General features: G+C 60.5%; 20 protein-coding genes. 12 read left to right on the plus strand and 8 right to left on the minus strand.

All coding sequences use genetic code 11. The features are described 5' to 3' along the window. Nucleotides 1–186 precede the first annotated feature (186 nt). Genes AAEZ09_RS16785 through AAEZ09_RS16800 form a run of 4 tightly spaced genes read left to right on the plus strand, consistent with a single transcriptional unit; the run spans nucleotide 187 to nucleotide 4,128 of the window. Nucleotides 187–1,212: an ABC transporter substrate-binding protein gene (locus tag AAEZ09_RS16785; RefSeq protein WP_045062801.1), complete on the plus strand. Its 1,026-nt coding sequence runs from the start codon at nucleotides 187–189 to the stop codon at nucleotides 1,210–1,212. After that, nucleotides 1,209–2,141, plus strand: a complete 933-nt coding sequence (locus AAEZ09_RS16790) for an ABC transporter permease (RefSeq protein WP_350600103.1) — start codon at nucleotides 1,209–1,211, stop codon at nucleotides 2,139–2,141. The genes AAEZ09_RS16785 and AAEZ09_RS16790 overlap by 4 nt, the downstream gene beginning before the upstream one ends. Before the next feature lie 6 nt (nucleotides 2,142–2,147). Further along, nucleotides 2,148–2,957: an ABC transporter permease gene (locus AAEZ09_RS16795; RefSeq protein ID WP_045062806.1), complete on the plus strand. Its 810-nt coding sequence runs from the start codon at nucleotides 2,148–2,150 to the stop codon at nucleotides 2,955–2,957. Between the two features lie 16 nt (nucleotides 2,958–2,973). Continuing rightward, nucleotides 2,974–4,128, plus strand: coding sequence for an ABC transporter ATP-binding protein (locus AAEZ09_RS16800; RefSeq protein ID WP_350600105.1), 1,155 nt, complete (start codon nucleotides 2,974–2,976; stop codon nucleotides 4,126–4,128). 447 nt (nucleotides 4,129–4,575) lie between these two features. Here AAEZ09_RS16800 and AAEZ09_RS16805 read toward each other — a convergent pair whose 3' ends face one another. Further along, entirely contained in the window at nucleotides 4,576–5,982 is a 1,407-nt protein-coding gene (locus tag AAEZ09_RS16805) for a purine-cytosine permease family protein (RefSeq protein WP_350600106.1), read from the minus strand. Nucleotides 5,983–6,305: 323 nt separating this feature from the next. Between AAEZ09_RS16805 and AAEZ09_RS16810 the strand changes: the two genes are divergently transcribed. The 6 genes from AAEZ09_RS16810 to AAEZ09_RS16835 all read left to right on the plus strand — a co-directional run bounded on the left by AAEZ09_RS16810 (nucleotide 6,306) and on the right by AAEZ09_RS16835 (nucleotide 10,700). Further along, nucleotides 6,306–6,791: a flavin reductase family protein gene (locus tag AAEZ09_RS16810; RefSeq protein ID WP_045062812.1), complete on the plus strand. Its 486-nt coding sequence runs from the start codon at nucleotides 6,306–6,308 to the stop codon at nucleotides 6,789–6,791. 202 nt (nucleotides 6,792–6,993) lie between these two features. Beyond that, nucleotides 6,994–8,037, plus strand: a complete 1,044-nt coding sequence (locus tag AAEZ09_RS16815) for an LLM class flavin-dependent oxidoreductase (protein ID WP_350600108.1) — start codon at nucleotides 6,994–6,996, stop codon at nucleotides 8,035–8,037. Nucleotides 8,038–8,100: 63 nt separating this feature from the next. Then, nucleotides 8,101–8,253 (plus strand): hypothetical protein, encoded by a 153-nt coding sequence (locus tag AAEZ09_RS16820; protein ID WP_163024304.1) that lies wholly within the window; start codon nucleotides 8,101–8,103, stop codon nucleotides 8,251–8,253. Between the two features lie 90 nt (nucleotides 8,254–8,343). Continuing rightward, on the plus strand, nucleotides 8,344–9,021 hold the full coding sequence (locus AAEZ09_RS16825) for a cysteine hydrolase family protein (RefSeq protein ID WP_045062816.1): 678 nt from the start codon (nucleotides 8,344–8,346) through the stop codon (nucleotides 9,019–9,021). Between the two features lie 5 nt (nucleotides 9,022–9,026). Beyond that, nucleotides 9,027–10,394 (plus strand): purine-cytosine permease family protein, encoded by a 1,368-nt coding sequence (locus AAEZ09_RS16830; protein ID WP_045062818.1) that lies wholly within the window; start codon nucleotides 9,027–9,029, stop codon nucleotides 10,392–10,394. A gap of 78 nt (nucleotides 10,395–10,472) precedes the next feature. Beyond that, nucleotides 10,473–10,700, plus strand: coding sequence for a DUF6555 family protein (locus AAEZ09_RS16835; RefSeq protein WP_350600109.1), 228 nt, complete (start codon nucleotides 10,473–10,475; stop codon nucleotides 10,698–10,700). Nucleotides 10,701–10,905: 205 nt separating this feature from the next. Here AAEZ09_RS16835 and AAEZ09_RS16840 read toward each other — a convergent pair whose 3' ends face one another. The 4 genes from AAEZ09_RS16840 to AAEZ09_RS16855 form a co-directional block, all read right to left on the minus strand. Then, complete coding sequence (locus tag AAEZ09_RS16840; protein WP_350600111.1) at nucleotides 10,906–12,252, minus strand: glutamine synthetase family protein; 1,347 nt, start codon at nucleotides 12,250–12,252, stop codon at nucleotides 10,906–10,908. Between the two features lie 22 nt (nucleotides 12,253–12,274). Further along, nucleotides 12,275–12,829, minus strand: coding sequence for a helix-turn-helix domain-containing protein (locus AAEZ09_RS16845; RefSeq protein WP_045062824.1), 555 nt, complete (start codon nucleotides 12,827–12,829; stop codon nucleotides 12,275–12,277). A gap of 25 nt (nucleotides 12,830–12,854) precedes the next feature. Further along, nucleotides 12,855–14,144: an NAD(P)/FAD-dependent oxidoreductase gene (locus tag AAEZ09_RS16850; protein WP_350600112.1), complete on the minus strand. Its 1,290-nt coding sequence runs from the start codon at nucleotides 14,142–14,144 to the stop codon at nucleotides 12,855–12,857. Between the two features lie 263 nt (nucleotides 14,145–14,407). Beyond that, a complete protein-coding gene (locus AAEZ09_RS16855; protein WP_350600114.1) occupies nucleotides 14,408–15,610 on the minus strand; it encodes an NAD(P)/FAD-dependent oxidoreductase in 1,203 nt (400 codons plus the stop codon). A gap of 273 nt (nucleotides 15,611–15,883) precedes the next feature. Between AAEZ09_RS16855 and AAEZ09_RS16860 the strand changes: the two genes are divergently transcribed. Further along, the gene (locus tag AAEZ09_RS16860) at nucleotides 15,884–16,435 is read left to right on the plus strand and encodes an RrF2 family transcriptional regulator (protein ID WP_205893330.1); all 552 of its coding nucleotides are present in this window, start codon (nucleotides 15,884–15,886) and stop codon (nucleotides 16,433–16,435) included. Between the two features lie 19 nt (nucleotides 16,436–16,454). On the opposite strand, the gene AAEZ09_RS16865 is transcribed toward AAEZ09_RS16860, so the two are convergent. Beyond that, nucleotides 16,455–16,790 (minus strand): hypothetical protein, encoded by a 336-nt coding sequence (locus AAEZ09_RS16865; protein ID WP_045062833.1) that lies wholly within the window; start codon nucleotides 16,788–16,790, stop codon nucleotides 16,455–16,457. Nucleotides 16,791–16,864: 74 nt separating this feature from the next. Further along, the gene (locus AAEZ09_RS16870) at nucleotides 16,865–17,077 is read right to left on the minus strand and encodes a hypothetical protein (RefSeq protein ID WP_205893331.1); all 213 of its coding nucleotides are present in this window, start codon (nucleotides 17,075–17,077) and stop codon (nucleotides 16,865–16,867) included. A 172-nt stretch (nucleotides 17,078–17,249) separates the two neighbouring features. Here AAEZ09_RS16870 and AAEZ09_RS16875 point away from each other — a divergent pair, with 172 nt between their 5' ends. After that, entirely contained in the window at nucleotides 17,250–17,489 is a 240-nt protein-coding gene (locus AAEZ09_RS16875; RefSeq protein WP_205893332.1) for a hypothetical protein, read from the plus strand. Nucleotides 17,490–17,545: 56 nt separating this feature from the next. Here the strand turns inward: AAEZ09_RS16875 and AAEZ09_RS16880 are convergent, their stop codons facing one another. Continuing rightward, nucleotides 17,546–17,737 carry an SPOR domain-containing protein gene (locus AAEZ09_RS16880; RefSeq protein WP_045062838.1) on the minus strand — a complete coding sequence of 64 codons (192 nt, stop codon included), beginning with the start codon at nucleotides 17,735–17,737 and terminating at the stop codon, nucleotides 17,546–17,548. Nucleotides 17,738–17,739: the final 2 nt, after the last annotated feature.

The following is a 17,739-nucleotide window of genomic DNA, read 5'->3' on the forward strand; positions in this document are numbered from 1 at the left end:
GCTCTGCCTGAATGGCGCTGCGCTCCCGGCAGATAGCCGGTAAGGCAAAGTGCTTGCACAAAGTTTGGAATACCATAATATGATATTCCATAGACCGGACGATCTTACAGGCTCGACGGACCTACTGCTCCCGATAGGCGGGCACTGCAAAGCCCCGCTCATAAACACAACAATGAGGGCGTAAAAATGGTGTTGAACAAACGTGCAACCGCAATTCTTTTTGCGGGACTGCTGAGCGCCACCAGCCAGGCGTTGCTGGCGGCTGAAAGCGTCAACTTCGTCAGCTGGGGCGGTAGCACCCAGGATGCGCAGAAGCAGGCCTGGGCCGATCCGTTCAGCAAGGCCAGCGGCATCACCGTGGTCCAGGACGGCCCGACCGACTATGGCAAACTCAAAGCCATGGTCGAAAGCGGCAACGTGCAATGGGACGTGGTCGATGTCGAAGCCGACTTCGCCCTGCGCGCCGCCGCCGAAGGCCTGCTCGAACCCCTCGACTTCAAGGTCATCCAGCGCGACAAGATCGACCCGCGGTTCGTCTCCGACCACGGCGTCGGCTCGTTCTTCTTCTCCTTCGTGCTCGGCTACAACGAAGGCAAACTGGGAGCCAGCAAGCCCCAGGACTGGTCCGCGCTGTTCGACACCAAGACTTACCCCGGCAAGCGCGCCCTCTACAAATGGCCAAGCCCCGGCGTGCTGGAACTGGCATTGCTCGCTGATGGCGTCGCCGCCGACAAGCTGTACCCGCTGGACCTGGACCGCGCCTTCAAAAAACTCGACACCATCAAGAAAGACATCGTCTGGTGGGGCGGCGGAGCCCAGTCGCAGCAGTTGCTGGCCTCCGGTGAAGCGAGCATGGGGCAGTTCTGGAACGGCCGCATTCATGCCCTGCAGGAAGATGGTGCACCGGTGGGCGTGAGCTGGAAACAGAACCTGGTCATGGCCGACATTCTGGTCATTCCCAAAGGCTCGAAGAACAAGGACGCGGCCATGAAGTTCCTGGCCAACGCCAGCAGTGCCAAAGGCCAGGCCGACTTCTCCAACCTGACGGCCTATGCGCCGGTCAACGTCGACAGCGTGGCGCGCCTGGATTCGGCGCTGGCACCTAATCTGCCGACTGCCTATGCCAAGGATCAGATCACTCTCGACTTCGCGTACTGGGCCAAGAATGGTCCGGCGATCGCGACACGGTGGAACGAATGGCTGGTCAAATGAAAATGACGGCAAGCGCATCCCGCTCGTCTGCGCCAGTCGGCAGCGCCATGAGCGCTGCCGCCAAGGCCGCCGCGATGACGCAAACCCCGACGCTGGCGCAGCGTTGGCGTGGCGCCAGTAACCTGGTGCCCGCCCTGCTGTTCCTCGGTCTGTTCTTCCTGGCTCCGCTGATCGGCCTGTTGCTGCGCGGCGTGCTGGAACCAACCCCGGGCCTGGGCAACTATGAACAACTGTTCGCCAACTCGGCCTATGCCCGAGTGCTGCTCAACACCTTCTCGGTGGCGGGCCTGGTGACCCTGTTCAGCCTGTTGCTGGGCTTCCCGCTGGCTTGGGCGATCACCCTGGTGCCCCGTGGCTGGGGGCGCTGGATTCTCAACATCGTGCTGCTGTCGATGTGGACCAGCCTCCTCGCCCGCACCTACTCCTGGCTGGTGCTGCTGCAAGCATCCGGGGTGATCAACAAGGCGTTGATGGCGATGGGCATCATCGATCAGCCACTGGAAATGGTGCACAACCTGACCGGCGTGGTGATCGGCATGAGCTACATCATGATCCCGTTCATCGTGCTGCCGCTGCAGGCGACCATGCAGGCCATTGATCCGATGATCCTGCAGGCCGGGTCGATCTGCGGTGCCAGTCCGTGGACCAACTTCTTCCGGGTGTTCCTGCCGCTGTGCCGGCCAGGGCTGTTCTCGGGCGGGCTAATGGTGTTCGTGATGTCCCTCGGTTACTACGTCACCCCGGCATTGCTGGGCGGTGCGCAGAACATGATGTTGCCCGAGTTCATCATCCAGCAGGTGCAATCCTTCCTCAACTGGGGCCTGGCGAGCGCCGGCGCCGCGTTGCTGATCGTCATTACGCTGGTGCTGTTCTACTTCTACCTGAAGCTCCAGCCGGAATCCCCGGTTGGCGCCAGCAACGCGAGGTAAGCCGTCATGCTGCTGACTCCCAATGCGATGAGCCGACGCATGCGTTTCGGCCTGTATTTCACCACGGGTGTGATCGCGCTGTTCCTGCTGCTGCCGATTGTGTTCATCGTGCTGCTGTCGTTCGGCTCCTCCCAGTGGCTGGTGTTCCCGCCACCGGGCTGGACGCTGAAATGGTACGGCCAGTTCTTCTCCAACCCCGATTGGATGAACGCGGCGCTGGCCAGCCTCAAGGTCGCGGTGCTCACCACCTTCTTCGCCGTGGCGCTGGGCCTGCCCACTGCTTTTGCCCTGGTGCGCGGACGCTTCCCGGGCCGGGAAATGCTCTATGGCCTGTTCACCCTGCCGATGATCGTGCCGCTGGTGATCATCGCGGTGGCGGTGTACGCGCTGTTTCTCAAGCTGGGCTACACCGGGACGATGTTCGCGTTCGTGGTCAGCCATGTGATCGTGGCGCTGCCGTTCACCATCATCTCGATCATCAACTCGCTGAAGCTGTTCGACCAGTCGATCGAAGACGCGGCGGTGATCTGTGGTGCCTCACGCCTGCAGGCGGTATTCAAAGTGACGTTCCCGGCGATCCGTCCGGGCATGGTCGCCGGCGCCCTGTTTGCGTTCCTGGTGTCCTGGGATGAAGTGGTGCTGAGCGTGATGATGGCCAGCCCGACCCTGCAAACCCTTCCCGTGAAAATGTGGACCACCCTGCGCCAGGACCTGACGCCCGTGATCGCCGTCGCCTCGACGCTGCTGATCGGCCTCTCGGTGCTGGTCATGGTGATCGCCGCCGCCGTTCGCCGGCGTAATGAAATCAGCGCCTGAGCGCGAGGAGTACGACATGAGTGCCGTGATCAAAGACAGCGCCCAGCACACCGACAAGACCTTGGTGAGCCTGCGTAACCTGAACAAATACTACGGTGATTTTGCCGCCGTTGACGACATTTCGCTGGACATCAAGGACGGCGAATTCCTCACCTTCCTGGGCTCCAGCGGCTCTGGCAAAAGCACCACGCTGTCTATGCTCGCCGGCTTCGAAACGCCGAGCAGCGGGGAAATCCTGGTGGAAGGCCAATCGCTGGTCAATGTGCCGCCGCACAAGCGTGACATCGGCATGGTGTTCCAGCGTTACTCGCTGTTCCCGCATCTGTCGGTGCGCGACAACATTGCCTTCCCCCTGGCCATTCGCAAGCTGGCCAGCGCCGAACGCGAGCGTCGGGTCGATGCCATGCTCAAGCTGGTGCAGCTGGAACAATTCGCCCATCGCCGCCCTTCGCAACTGTCTGGCGGTCAGCAGCAGCGCGTCGCCATCGCCCGGGCGCTGGTCTACGAGCCACGAATTCTGTTGATGGACGAGCCGTTGGGGGCCCTGGACAAGAAGCTGCGTGAAGACTTGCAGGATGAACTGCGTCAGCTGCATCGGCGCTTGGGCATCACAATCGTTTACGTGACGCACGATCAGGAAGAGGCGATGCGGCTGTCCCAGCGCATTGCGATTTTCAGTCATGGCAAGATTGTCGGGCTGGGCAGTGGTTACGATCTTTATCAGAATCCGCCGAATGCGTTTGTGGCGTCGTTTCTGGGTAATTCGAATTTCCTCAAGCTCAAGGCGCAGGGTAACGCGGTCGCCACGTTTGAGGGCCAGGCGCTGTCGATTCGGCTGACGGCCGGGTTGCAGACGGATCAGGATGTGTTGTTGATGGTCCGTCCGGAGAAGGCACTGGCATTGAGTGTCGATGAGGCTATCCGCGAGCCGTTGGCGGCGGGTTGGAATGAGGTGTCGGCGAAGGTGGTTGAGGTGTTGTTCCTGGGTGAGAGCCAGACTTGCAGTGTGGTGACCGCTGGCGGGACTTCGATGACTGTGAAGGCGCTGTCGGCTGCGGGCATGCCCCTCAAGGCCGGTGATCCGGTGCAGGTGCGCTGGGCTACTGCGGATGCTTGTGTTTATACGGAGTGGGCTGAGAGTGATTTGAACAAGGCCGCTGGGGCACATTGATGGTTTTTTGATGTTGGTTGGGTGTGTGTATTTGGTAATCAAGGTCACCCTCGGGGTCGCCGCAACGTCGGGTTGCGGCGGCCCTTTTTTTGGGTTCTGTTTTCTGGATCTGGACTGTGAAAACGGACGCCCCGTTAACCACGCTGGCCGAACGCAGGCGTTGCGCAGCGGGGAAACCGGCAAGGATGCCGGAGTGAGGGCACACCGAGCCTGGGCGAGGTGCCGAGTGGTGGGGCAAGAGCGCTTTGGTTACTTTTCGCCGGGCCGCGCAGGCTCTTCGAAAGTGACCCGCCGTAAGGGCGGAAGCATAAGAAGCCGTGACCGCAGCAATGGATATGTACACAAAGCGAGGCAGCGCCTACGGGATAATCGATCATGTCCGATCGCGCCGGCCAAAAAAATGCCCGGCAACAACCAGGCATTTCCAGACAAACTTCTAACCAGAAATCAATCGGTAAAGCCCAAACGCCCCGCCTTCACCGCCTGAGCCTGCCCCCGAGTCGCCAGGCAGTAATACAGCGGACAAGTCACCACCAACCCCACCAGCCAAGACAAATCCGCACCCTCCACCAGATTGGCATAAGGCCCGACATACAACGACGTATTGGCGAACGGCAACTGCACGATAATCCCGATGAAATAAGCCACGATCGCATGCACATTAAACTTCCCATACACCCCGCCATCGGCCCGGAATATGGAAGCAATGTCGTAGCACCCCCGCTTGATCAGGTAGAAATCAATCAGGTTGATCGAAGCCCAGGGCACCAACACCAGCAACAGCGCCAGAATCAGCCCGATAAACTGCGAAATGAAATCCGCCGAAGCCCCCAGCGCCACCATGCAGCAACCCGCCAGCACCACGCTCGACAACACCACTCGCACCTTGATACTCGGCGTCCACTGACTGGCGAAGGTCTGGATCGAAGTAATGATCGAAAGCACTGCGCCATACAGGTTCAACGCATTGTGGCTGATGATATTGAGCAGGAAGAGCACCATCAGGATCGGCCCCAACCACCCGGTTGACTGCTTCACCGCCGTCATCGCTTCAGTGCCTTCCGGGGTGGCCAGTACTGCCACGGCGCCGAAGGAGAAGGACAGGATAGTGCCCAGCGTCGCCCCCAGGTAGGTCGCCAGGAAAGGCCGGGCGATGCCGATGTCTGCTGGCAGATAGCGGGAGTAGTCCGACACATAGGGCGAGAAGCTGATCTGCCAGATGATCCCCAACGATACCGTCGCCAACCAGCCGGACAGGTTGAAACTGCCGCGAGTGAAGAAATCCGCCGGCAGGTCATGGGCGAAGATGTAGAGGAAACCGGCGAGCAAGGCGCCGCCCATGACCCAAGTGCCGATGCGGTTGAGGGTGTGAATGAATCGGTAGCCGATAACCCCGATAGCCGTGGCACCCAACGCCCCGATCAGGATGCTGAGCGGTGCCGGAACCGCCGGCGCAATGCCGACGATCGACTTGCCTGCCAGCACGATGTTGGAGATGAAAAAGCCGATATAGATGATCGCCGCAAAGAACACGATCAGCAGCGCGCCGTAGCGGCCGAACTGGCCGCGGCTCTGGACCATCTGCGGGATGCCCATGCGCGGCCCTTGGGCCGAGGCCAGGGCAATCACCAGGCCGCCGATCATGTGCCCCAGGGCAATGGCCAGCAGCCCCCAGAATAGGTCGAGATGGAATACCTGGACCACCATGGCGCCGGTGACAATGGGCAGTGGCGCAATGTTGGTGCTGAACCACAGGGTGAACAGGTCGCGGGCCTTCCCGTGGCGTTCCGCGAGTGGGACATAGTCGACCGTGTGATTCTCGATCAGGGGGTCTTGCCGGGACATCTGGGACATATTCATGAACTCGAGTTTGTCTGATCTTATATTTGTATGAAGCCAAACCGGGGGCACTCGGTGGCAGCCCCTCAGATGCAGGCCATATTATGGTATTCCAACATTTACACAAGACTGATCCGCTGTTTAAAAGCCTGTCTGATGCGGTCCAATGCGCCCCTCGCACTGGTTTAAAATGCCTGGTAACCCAGTATTTGCTGGGTTAAACGGTACAGATGTACGTTTATCGGGTGATGCAAAAAGCGCTTGCAAAGGATGTATTACGGTATACCATCAGACCTATAAACCCATAAAATCCAGCTCCACCGCCAGAGGACCGTCCCATGATCGATGCCGCCATCTACAAACAAGTGATGGGTTCGTTTCCGTCCGGGGTCACTGTGATCACCACCCTGGATGACGACGGGCAAATCGTCGGCCTGACCGCCAGCGCATTCAGCTCGCTGTCCATCGACCCGGCCCTGGTGCTGTTCTGCCCCAACTACAGTTCCGACTCCTACCCGGTACTGATCAAGAACAAACGCTTTGCCATTCACGTCCTGTCGGGCGGTCAGCAAAGCGAAGCCTACGCGTTCGCCCGCAAAGGCAAGGACAAGGCGCAGGGTATCGAGTGGACGTTGAGCGAGTTGGGTAATCCGATCCTGGCGAACGCCACGGCGGTCATCGAATGCGAGTTGTGGCGCGAATATGAAGGGGGCGACCACGCCATCATGGTTGGCGCAGTGAAGAACCTGATCGTGCCTCAGCCAAACGCCGGTCCGCTGGTGTATTGCCACGGCAAGATGGGTGCACTGCCGGTTCTCGCGTAAATCGACAGAAAAAATGATCAAAAGATCGCAGCCTGCGACAGCTCCTACGGCGTGGTTTAAAAAAACTGAACCACTACACCGCAGGCTGCGATCTTTGCGTCTGGAACCCTAAATATTTTGCACTAACTACGTATTATGGTATACCAATAATCATCAGGCCCGCAGTCGACAGGCCGACAACAATAGATCCGAGGTAAGCGTCATGAAGTTTTCCCTTTTCGTGCACATGGAACGTTGGGACGAAAGTGTCAGCCACCGCCAATTGTTCGAAGACTTGACCGAACTGACCCTGATGGCCGAGGCCGGGGGCTTCAGCACCGTGTGGATCGGCGAACACCACGCAATGGAATACACCATCTCGCCCAGCCCGATGCCGCTGCTGGCCTACCTGGCCGCCAAAACCACGACCATCCATCTCGGCGCCGGCACTATCATCGCGCCGTTCTGGCACCCGTTGCGGGTGGCTGGCGAATGCGCCTTGCTCGACGTGATCAGTAACGGGCGCATGGAAGTCGGCCTGGCGCGCGGCGCTTACCAGGTCGAGTTCGACCGCATGGCCGGCGGCATGCCGGCCTCCTCCGGTGGCCAGGCCCTGCGGGAAATGGTGCCGGTGGTGCGCGCCCTGTGGCAAGGCGACTACGCCCACGATGGCGACATCTGGAAATTCCCCACGTCCACCAGCGTACCGAAGCCGATCCAGAAGCCGAACCCACCGATGTGGATCGCCGCCCGCGACCCCGATTCGCACAACTTTGCCGTGGCCAACGGCTGCAACGTCATGGTCACCCCGCTGATGAAAGGCGACGAGGAAGTCCTGGACCTGAAAAACAAGTTCCAGGCGGCCCTGGACAACAACCCGGACGTGCCGCGCCCACAACTGATGGTGCTGCGTCATACCCACGTACACGCCGCCGACGACCCGGATGGCTGGAAAGTCGGTGCCAAGGCGATCTCGCGTTTCTACCGAACGTTCGACGCCTGGTTCGGCAACAAGACCGTGCCGGTCAACGGCTTCCTCGAGCCGAGCCCTGAAGAAAAATTCATCGGCCGCCCGGAGTTCGAACTGGAAAGCCTGCACAAGACCGCGATGATCGGCACCGCCGAAGAGATCATTCCGCGCATCAAGTATTACCAGGAACTGGGCGTCGACGAGTTCAGTTTCTGGTGCGATAACAGCCTGCCCCACGCGGAAAAGAAAAAGTCCCTGGAGTTGTTCATCAAACAGGTCGTGCCGGCGTTTCGCTGAGTTCGCCACCCTGCCCCTCGGACGCGAAGCCCAGGGGCATTCCTGATGCGCAGGTCGATTTTGATGATCACTGATCGCCTCCCGTTTGCTTCCCCCACCTCCGGCGCCGAGCAGGCTTACCTGCGCGGCGAATGGACGGCTTCGCATATCCGCATCAAACGCCTGCGCGCCAGCGTCTCGGCCAAGCAGAATGGCTTCTGGCAAATAGTTCACTGAGCTCACCCGAACAGCCCTTCACCACCCACTGCCTTGCTTAAGCCAGGCGCGTGCGGTGCATTGTGATTTGCCCATGATCAGGTTTGCCCAATGAACAATAACAACGCGCTGTTGATCATCGACATGCAGCAAGAGGACGGTTTTGTCCTGGAACACTTCGACTCGACGGTGAATAACATCGCCGCCCTGCTCGACACCGCCCGCCAGCAGCGGGTGCCGGTCATCTACACCCGCCACATTAACCAGGCCGACGGCAGTGACATGCCCCGCGGCGAACCCCGGGCGGCCGATGGCGGGCCGAGCAGTTACCGCGCCGGCACCCGTCAGGTGGAAATCCTTGAACGCCTGGCGCCCCGCGCCGACGAACTGATCGTAGACAAAGGACGCTACAGCGCTTTCCACCGCACCGACCTGGATGCCAGGCTAAAGGCGCTGGGGGTCGAAACCTTGATCGTCAGTGGCGTGCTGACCGATGTCTGCGTGCTCAGCAGCGTGCTGGACGCTTTCGCCCTGGGCTATCACGTCCGGCTGGTCAGCGACGCCTGTACCACGACCACCCTGGCGGGGCATTATTCGTCGCTGCTGATCATGGCCAACTGGGTGTATGCGCTGGAAATCCTCACCTGCGCCCAATGCCTGCGCGCCCTGTGCGACCGCGCTTACGTGAGCCTGGTGCCACAGCAGCCGGACCAGTTCGCGCACCAGCCCCATGAGCTGGAAAACACCATCGCCCGCCTCCACAGCCACCTCGTCCGGACCCAGGAGTGATCGCCATGCAAGTCGAAAAAAGAAGCATCGATTTCATCCCGCCGTCCGAGCGCCACGGTCAACCGGGCTCGCTGTTTTTCATTTGGTTCGGCGCCAACATGAACATCACTACCATAGCCTCCGGCGTGTTGCCGGTGGTGCTGGGTTTGAACCTGTTCTGGAGTGCCGTGGCGATCATCGTCGGCTCACTCCTGGGGGCGATATTCATGGCTTCGCATTCCGCCCAGGGCCCGAAGCTGGGCATCCCTCAGATGATCCAGAGCAGGGCGCAATTCGGTGTGCTGGGCGCAGTGCTGCCGCTGCTGTTCGTGATGCTGATCTACCTGGGGTTCTTCGTCAGCAATACCCTGCTCGCGGCCCAGGCCGTGGAGTCGGTCAGCCCACTGCCGGCGACCGGTAATATCTACCTGATCGGCGCGTTGTGCTTCGTCGTCGCGCTGTATGGCTACCGGCTGATCCATCGCCTGCAGAAGCTGTTGTCGTTGCTCTCGCTGCTGATATTTGCGGCCGCCACCCTGTTCGCGCTGCAACTGCCGATCCCCGGCGAGCAATGGCTGCCGACGGGCTTTGTCCTGTCGAAGTTCCTGGTGGCGGTGAGCATTGCGGTGACCTGGCAACTGTCCTATGCGCCTTACGTCGCCGACTACTCACGCTACCTGCCGCAGGAAACCTGCAGCGCGAAAGTATTCTGGTACAGCTATGCGGGCACGGTCACTGGCGGCGCGTGGATGATGATTCTCGGCGCGATCCTGTGCGTCGGTATCGACGACTTTTCCAGCAACGTCGGCGGGCATGTGGCCGGATTGTTCGGCAGCGGTGCGGTGTTGCTGTTCATCTTCATACTTTACGGCCAGGTAGCGATCAACGTCTTCAACCTGTACGGAGCGTTCATGTCGACCATCACCGTGATCGAACCCTTCGCCCGGTTCAAGGTGACGCCGCGGGTACGGGGGCTGTTCTTGCTGGTTATCAGCCTGGTGGCCACGGCGTTATGCACCATCAGCCAGGACGACTTCATCACCTTCTTCCTGAATTTCATCTTCTTCATGAGCTACTTCCTGATCCCGTGGACCGCAATCAATCTGGTGGACTACTACTGCCTGCGCAAAGGTCAGTACCGGATCGATGACATCTTCGACATGAACGGCATTTACGGGCGCATCAACTGGATCGCCTGTGGCAGTTTCCTGCTGGCCATCGCCGTGGAAATTCCGTTCATGAACACCACGTTCTATGTCGGCCCTATCGCCTCGGCGCTGGATGGCGTGGACCTGGCCTGGATCGTCGGGTTGCTGGTTCCGGCGCTGAGTTACTTCAGCCTGATGAAGCTGGGCAACAGGCATCAACCGGCGCTGGAGCAGATTTCGCGCTAGGCCCTCGGGGCGCATCGGAAAAGAAAAGGAACTGGCGATAAGCCATTAGAGTCGTAATGGCTTCGCCTGGAGAATCGGATGCGCCCCCTGCATTTTCAAATCACTTACCGCTTGAACGACGCTCGACAGGTCTTTGTCCAGCCCGATTCACACATGAACGATGCCGATGCCTGGTATTACGCCTGCCTGCACGCGGGTGTCGGCTTGGCCTATGGCGAGGATCCGGCGCAACAGGGTCTGGCTGAACTGCGGGCGCAGGCGCAAAAATGCGGGCTGACCGACGTCAGGTGGGAGGCGCTGCCGTGACAGTGACAGCGGCGCGGCTAAATCCCGGGCAAAAAAAATCCCAGGCAGCTGATGGACGCCTGGGACTTAAAAATGCATAAACCGTGGTGGTGAACGCGGGGCGAATATTACTTAATATTTCCCACTGTAACAAGATGTTTTAATTAACCATAAAGTTACTAAGGTTTCTAAGCCCTTATATATCCACATGTTTTTTAAGGATGCGTTACATGAACCAGCGATATTCCCGCGCGCTGATTTCGTTCATGAATGCCAAATGATCCTGCCGTTTGTTCTCGCAATACACATCGACAAACTCCGCCCCCAAGCCTTCGCGAACTGAGGTGTGGCCTTGCATGGCCTGCACGGCTTCGAGCATTTGCGTGGGGAAATCAATGCCGCTGGTGCGATCTTCGTTTAACGCAGGTATCGGTTCGCGGCCGGCTTCCAGACCTTGTTCCAGACCGATCAGAATCGCCGCCAGCACCAGGTACGGGTTGGCATCTGCGCCGGCCAGGCGATGTTCGACCCGCAGGTTCCTCGCATCCGAATCCGGCACCCGCAGGCAGGCGTCGCGGTCTTCATAGCCCCAGCTGGCGTGGGTGGCGGTGTTCACCGTGCCACTGAGGCGGCGCATGGCGTTGTGGTTCGGGGCGAAGATCGGCATGCAGTGCGGCAGCACTTCCAGGCACCCGGCGACGGCATGGCGCAAGGGTTGCTGGTTGTTGGCTGCCAGCAGGTTGTTGCCGGCCTCGTCGTAGAGGCTGACGTGCACGTGCATGCCGCTGCCGGGGTGCTGCACGTAGGGTTTGGCCATGAAGCTGGCGCGGTAGTTGTGCTTGAGGGCCACGCCCCGGGTGCTGCGACAGAACAGGGCCGCCCAGTCCGCGGCGCGCAATCCATCATCAAGGTGACCGAAGTTGATCTCGAACTGACCGGGGCCCAACTCGGCCGTGATCACAGTGGTTTCGATACCCTGCTCCCGCGCTGTTTCGACCATGTCATCCAGCACCGTGGAGAAACGCGACAAGCGCTCGATGTGCATGTTCGGCTGGTCATCCGCATCGTCGCTGAGCGGGTCCCGGGCGAACTGCGGCAGGCCGTCGCGCAGTTGACGATCAAACAGATAGAATTCCAGTTCGAAGGCAACCACCGGAAAAATGCCTTTGCCCTTGAGCCGTTGCAGCACCTGCGCCAGGACCTCGCGAGGCTCGAATTCGATCGGCTTGGCGGTGCCATCGGAGGTAATCAGCATCTGCCCCAAAGGTTGCTTTTCCCAGTTCACCAGCTTCAGCGTACCGGGCACGAGGCGGCGGGTGGCATCCGGGTCACCGTCGTTGAAACAGTAGTCACCGATCTTGAACAGGCCGCCCTGGGTGCCCAGCAACACGCAGTTCTGCGGCAGTTTGAGAACGCTTCCGGCCGCGACCTTTTCGAGCATCTCGATCGGGTAGCGCTTGCCATAGAAGTGCCCGGGGATATCCAGGGCGATCAGGTCGACATAGCGAACGTCCGGAAAGCGCTGACGAAACGCACGTACTTCAGCAACCAGATCAGAGCAGACAGCATCCATCATTGTGTTCCTTGTTGTTTTATCAGGTGTAGACCCAGAGCACGCGGGTAAGCCGGTCACCAAGATTGCCGTAGCGACAATGGGTGTGACTGGCCAGTTGAAAGCTGTCGCCGGTTCGCAGCGTGACGGGCTGGGCGTCATCGAGCCACAACGTCAGCTCGCCTTCGAGCACGTAGCCGCCCTGCTCCGAGCTGTCGTTCATATGCCGGTCGCCACTGCTTGCCCCTGGTTCCAGGCGGCTTTCGAGCATCGAGAACGAGGCGCGCATTTTTGGCGAGACCAGGATGTCGGTGATGCCATCGGCGTAGTACAGGGTGCGGCGCTCGTCCGGGCGGGTGACCCACGGCAGCGCCATGGGTTTGGGCAGGCTGTAGAAGTAGGTGGTGGGCACGCCGAGGGTTTCGCTGATGGCCGTCAGGTCTGCCACTGTCGGCCGGGACAACCCACGCTCGACCTGGGAGAGAAAACCCACCGAGCGGCCGATTTTGTCCGCCAGCTCCTTGAGCGTGTACTTTTTGTGTTTGCGCAGGTCCTGGATCAGGATCGCCAGCGCCGATATTTCTTCTTGCATGTCCATCAGAAGGCTCCGGAAATTGTGCGGTTCACAGACTGTCGCGCAGTCGATACCAGGCCTTGCCCACGGCTTCGAGCGGCGCGGCCAGGTACTTGCCGCCGGGAAAACGCTCGTTGACCAGCCCTTGGTACAGCGCAAGGTCATCCGGCTGGCCGAGTATCGCGTCGGACACCGCGCGGGCCCCGGCCAGTGTCGGCAGCACGCCGTGGCCGGAGTAGCCCTGCAGCCAGTAAAGGTCACCCCGACGACCAATGTCGGGCGTGCGCTTGAGGGTCAGATCGATGTGCCCGCCCCAGGCGTACTCCAGGTCCACGCCCTTGAGTTGGGGAAACACCCGCTCCAGAAACGGCCGGGTCGCGGCGCCGATGTCCTTGGGCATGCCCCCCAGGTAAGTGCAGCCGCCGCCGAACAGCAGGCGGTGATCCGGCGTGCGCCGAAAGTAATCGAGCACGAATTGATTGTCGGTCACGCACACATTGCGCGGCAGCAGTGCAATCGCCTGCTGCTCTGCCAGCGGTGCGGTTGCGACCTGATAGGTGCCGACCGGCAGTACGCAACTCGACAGTTGCGGGTCCAGTTGATCCAGGTACGCATTGCACGCCAGCACCAGTACATCGGCGCGAATGCGCCCACGCTCGGTGGTGACCACATACCCGCCGCGTTCCTGGCGATAATCCAGCGCCTTGCTCTGTTCATGGATACGGCCGCCGGCTCGCTCGATGGCGGCGGCCAGGCCGAGTGCCAGTTTCAGCGGGTTGAGGTGCCCGCCTTCGGGGTCGAACAGCCCGGCCTGGTAACGGTCACTCGCCACCCAGTTCGGCAACTCCGCCCGGGGAATGAACTGCAAGGCGTCGTGGCCCCACTTGTGGCTGGCCTCGTGTTGCCACTGCGTGAGCAGGCTGACCCGTCGCGGCATCACTGAGGTCCAGAGATGGCCGGGGCGGTAATCGCAGTCGAAATAATGCCGCCCGGGCAGGTCCCGCAGTTCCCTCGCCGCCCAGCGCATGCTGTCCCACAGACGCCGCGCGCGCTCGTACCCCAAAGCGGCCTCCAGCGGCGGCATGTCGCAAGACCAGCCAAGAATGGCCTGCCCGCCATTGCGCCCGGACGCCGCCCACGCCACCCGACTGGCTTCCAGCAACGTCACGCGTTTGCCGGCGAGCGCCAGGCGCAAGGCCGTGTGCAACCCGCTGAACCCCGCCCCGATGATCAGCACCTCGGTGTCCTGCTCGCCCACCAGCGGGTCGCGCTCTACCAGCCGATCGGCGCAGGTGTGGGCGTAATAGCTGGGGACATGCTGGGAGGATTGGTGAAACATGCGGGCCTCATGAAATTTTATTATTTAAATTTCATGAAAATTTACACAGATTATTTCACATAGGCAAGTGTTCATCCCTGGGGCCGACGTGCGCCTACGTCGTGCCGTGAGCCGTCGTGCGCCGTCATGCGCCGTCATGCGCCGTCGGGTAGGAGCTGCCGAGTGCAACGAGGCTGCGATCTTTTGATCTTGCTCTTGAAAGGGCACGGCCAAAAGATCGCAGCCTCGTTGCACTCGACAGCTCCTACGGGGCAATCAGGCAATCAGGCAATCGGGATCAGCGGATCGGCAGCGGCCCACGCGGATTCACGATTGGCTGCAGGCGGATAGATCCATTGGGTGTTGATCTGGGTCTTCAACGCCTTGCCTTCCTGACGGACCAGCTTGACCTGGCGATCCCACCCTTCGGTGTACACCGCACCCCAGGCCCCGAGGTCCAGGCAGGTCACGTACTTGGGCTGGCTGTAGGGCGTCGGGGCGACCCCGAGCAATTGGGCGGCGACGTTGTTGCCGGTGTGGCGACCGAGGACGATGGCATGCTGGCAGGTCATCAGAGCATGGTTGCCGATGTCATCGGACGCCGCGTAGGCCACATCGCCGGTGGCAAAGATGTCGTCCTGGCCAATCACTTTCAGGTGGCTGTCCACATGCAGGCGGCCCAAGGCATCGCGCTCGCCGGGGATCTGTTCGGTGAGCGAGCTGGCACGTACGCCGGTGGTCCAGATCACGGTACTGGCTTCAATGCGCTGCCCATCGGCCAAGGTCACTCCGTCGGCATCGACGCCGGCCACCGACGATTTCAAGCGCCACTCTACGCCCACTTCGGCGCTGGCTTGAGCGATGGAAACGCTGATGTCGGCGCCCATCGATGCGCCAATTTTCTCGCCGCGATCAACGATGATCACCTTGATATCCGCCGCTTCGCCAAGAATGGCGCGCAGCCGGGCCGGCATCTCAGTCGCTGTTTCAATCCCGGTGAAGCCACCGCCCGCCACCACCACGGTGTTACGCGCGGCGCTGTCCGGCTGGTCGGCGAGGGATTTGAGGTGTTGCTCCAGGCGCACGGCCTGTTCGATCTGGTCAACGTCAAAAGCGTGTTCGTTCACCCCCGCAGTGCCCGACCGTGCCAGGCGGCTGCCGGTGGCCAGAACGAGTTTGTCGTAGCTGCACAGCTGTTGGGCGCCCGCCGCATCCAGGTAACCCACCTGCTTGTTGTGGACGTCGATGGTTTCAGCCCGGCCCTTGATGAACCGTACGCCGACCGCATCGAACAGCTCGCCGATGGGCGCAGCCAGTTGGTGGGCATTGGGCTCGTAGAAGCGCGGTCGCACTCGCAGCTCGGCCTGCGGAGCCAGGACGGTGACCTCGACCGAATCGTGACCATGAAGATCGAACAGGCGTGTGGCGCTCAATGCTGTCCACATGCCACCGAAACCTGCGCCGATTACCAGAATGTGCTGTTTCATCTTTGACTCCAGGGGAAGACCCGATATTGGAATTGTTTGAGGTCACGCTGAATGATCACCGTGCCACCTCGAATAACGGCGACTGTATTAGTCCTAGTTAGCCGAAGCAATCGATTTTTTTTGATGGTTGCCATCGACGTCATTGATGGCCGAACGGGAAAGGGTTTTGCAGTTAAGCAGGCCTGAGCGCAGAGATGCGGGGCTTTGGGCCCGACGTTGCCCTGCCCGCAGCCGGCTGTTAATATTGGCGACAAATTTAGTCGGAGATAAAACATGTCTCTTTACAGCGCGGGCGTCGAGTACGGCATTCATTGCCTGCTTTTTCTGGTGGGCAACCGTGGCGAGACCCGGGAGGCGAGCGTGCGCGACCTTGCCGAGCTGCAAGGAGTACCGCTGGATTACCTGGCCAAGATCTTTACCCGGCTGGCCAAGGCCAAGCTGGTGAGTGCCACCGAGGGCGTGCGCGGCGGGTTCAAGCTGGCCCGCCCTGCTGACGAAATCAGCCTGCTCGACATCGTCAATGCGATCGATGGCCAGAAGCTGATTTTCGACTGCAAGGAAATACGCGGGCGGTGTGCGTTATTCGAGGGAACTACGCCCGAGTGGGCTCTGGATGGCCCCTGTTCAGTGCACGGCGCCATGATGGTGGCGCAAAAACGCATGGAAGAAGCACTGGCCCAGCAGACCATTCTTGATCTGGCGAGGAAGGTCGGGCGCAAGGCCCCGGCAGAATTCTCCGAGCAGGTGGACACCTGGATCACTGATCGGCGCGACAGGAAAAGCGCCAGCGCCCAAGGCATCCCATTGACCGACATCAGCGACTGAACACCAGCGCGGCTGAAGCCTACAGGCAGTCGCGCACGGCCTGACGCAGCGCGCCGGATTTGGCCCAGGGCGGCCCCTGGTACAGGGACACGCGGCTGCCATTCTTGTTCTTCACGATATCGAGGATCTCGTCTGCGGTGATCATGCCGGGGGCATTGATCCGGTAGCCGTTGGAGATCGAGGTCTGGCGCGTGGCCGAGACTTGCTTCTGCCATAACGGCAAGACGCACGCGGCGTACTCCTTGGGCGGCTTCTCGCTGTACTTGCTGACGTTCGGTTCACCGGGCACGACGGAAGCGGGCAATGAACAACCCGCCAGTGTCGCCAGCATGATTCCTGCGATGAGCATCCGCATGAAGGTTTCCTTCGCTTAAAAAGGAAAATGTAGCGCGTGCCGGCGCAGACATCCATCTGATACACAAAAGCTCATCATTGCCCGTTGTTATCGGGCGTCTCGTAAGTTCGCGCATTCAGGTAATTCATCCAGCGCTCATAGGCCTCGTGTTGCCATTGAGTGACCCGCTCCCACTCCGGGCCGCTGAGCTGATGGGCGGATATCAGCTTCATCATTTCCGTGGTGGCCGCATCCAGATCAACGATCAGCTCATGGGCGTGAAACCTGAAATCATCGGTGGTCGTCATTTGAAAGTGACCTCTGACACAGCGCGAAATCGCTACTCCACTACGACAGCGCCGCTGCGGGCTCGCTTAATCTTCCCGACCAAAGGCAAACGCCTGCGCGCAGCGACACAACTTCCGTCACGGTGAAAAGGGTCTAGTATTCCGAGACGGAGAATCATTGCAGGAGGTCAGCATGTGGCTTAACGAATCGGAACAGCAACTTCGGCGGGACTTGCAGGGCGTTGCCTCGGACCTGCGCTGGTCGGCGGTAGAGCTTTTGCGCATTGCCGAGCAATTCCAGCAGGCGGGCAACGAGGTGGACGCCAAAGCCGCCAAGCGCCTGTGTGAAGTGCTTCAAGGGGATGAAGAGCGCCTGGCGCAGTATGCCGGGGAAGTGAAGGCCAGGGCGATCACGCGCAACCAGGCGCACTGAGCGAACGGGTGGCGAGGGAGCATGCTCCCCCGCCACCGCACATTTAACGCAAGCCGCTACTGTTTAGTGGCAGGTCTGGGCGATCTGTCGCGGTAGCCGGGCAAGGACGCCGCAAAGGCCAGCGCCTCCTCGCGGCTGGCAAACGCGCCCAGACGGTCGCCTTTGGTGCAGACACGCCAAGGGCCATTGTTCACGCTGAGCACGTCGTAACCGTTCATATGCATCTTATTTAGCATCGGTACACTCATGA

It is taken from the genome of Pseudomonas sp. 65/3-MNA-CIBAN-0223 (assembly GCF_040310425.1).
Taxonomy (GTDB): Bacteria; Pseudomonadota; Gammaproteobacteria; order Pseudomonadales; family Pseudomonadaceae; genus Aquipseudomonas; species Aquipseudomonas gregormendelii.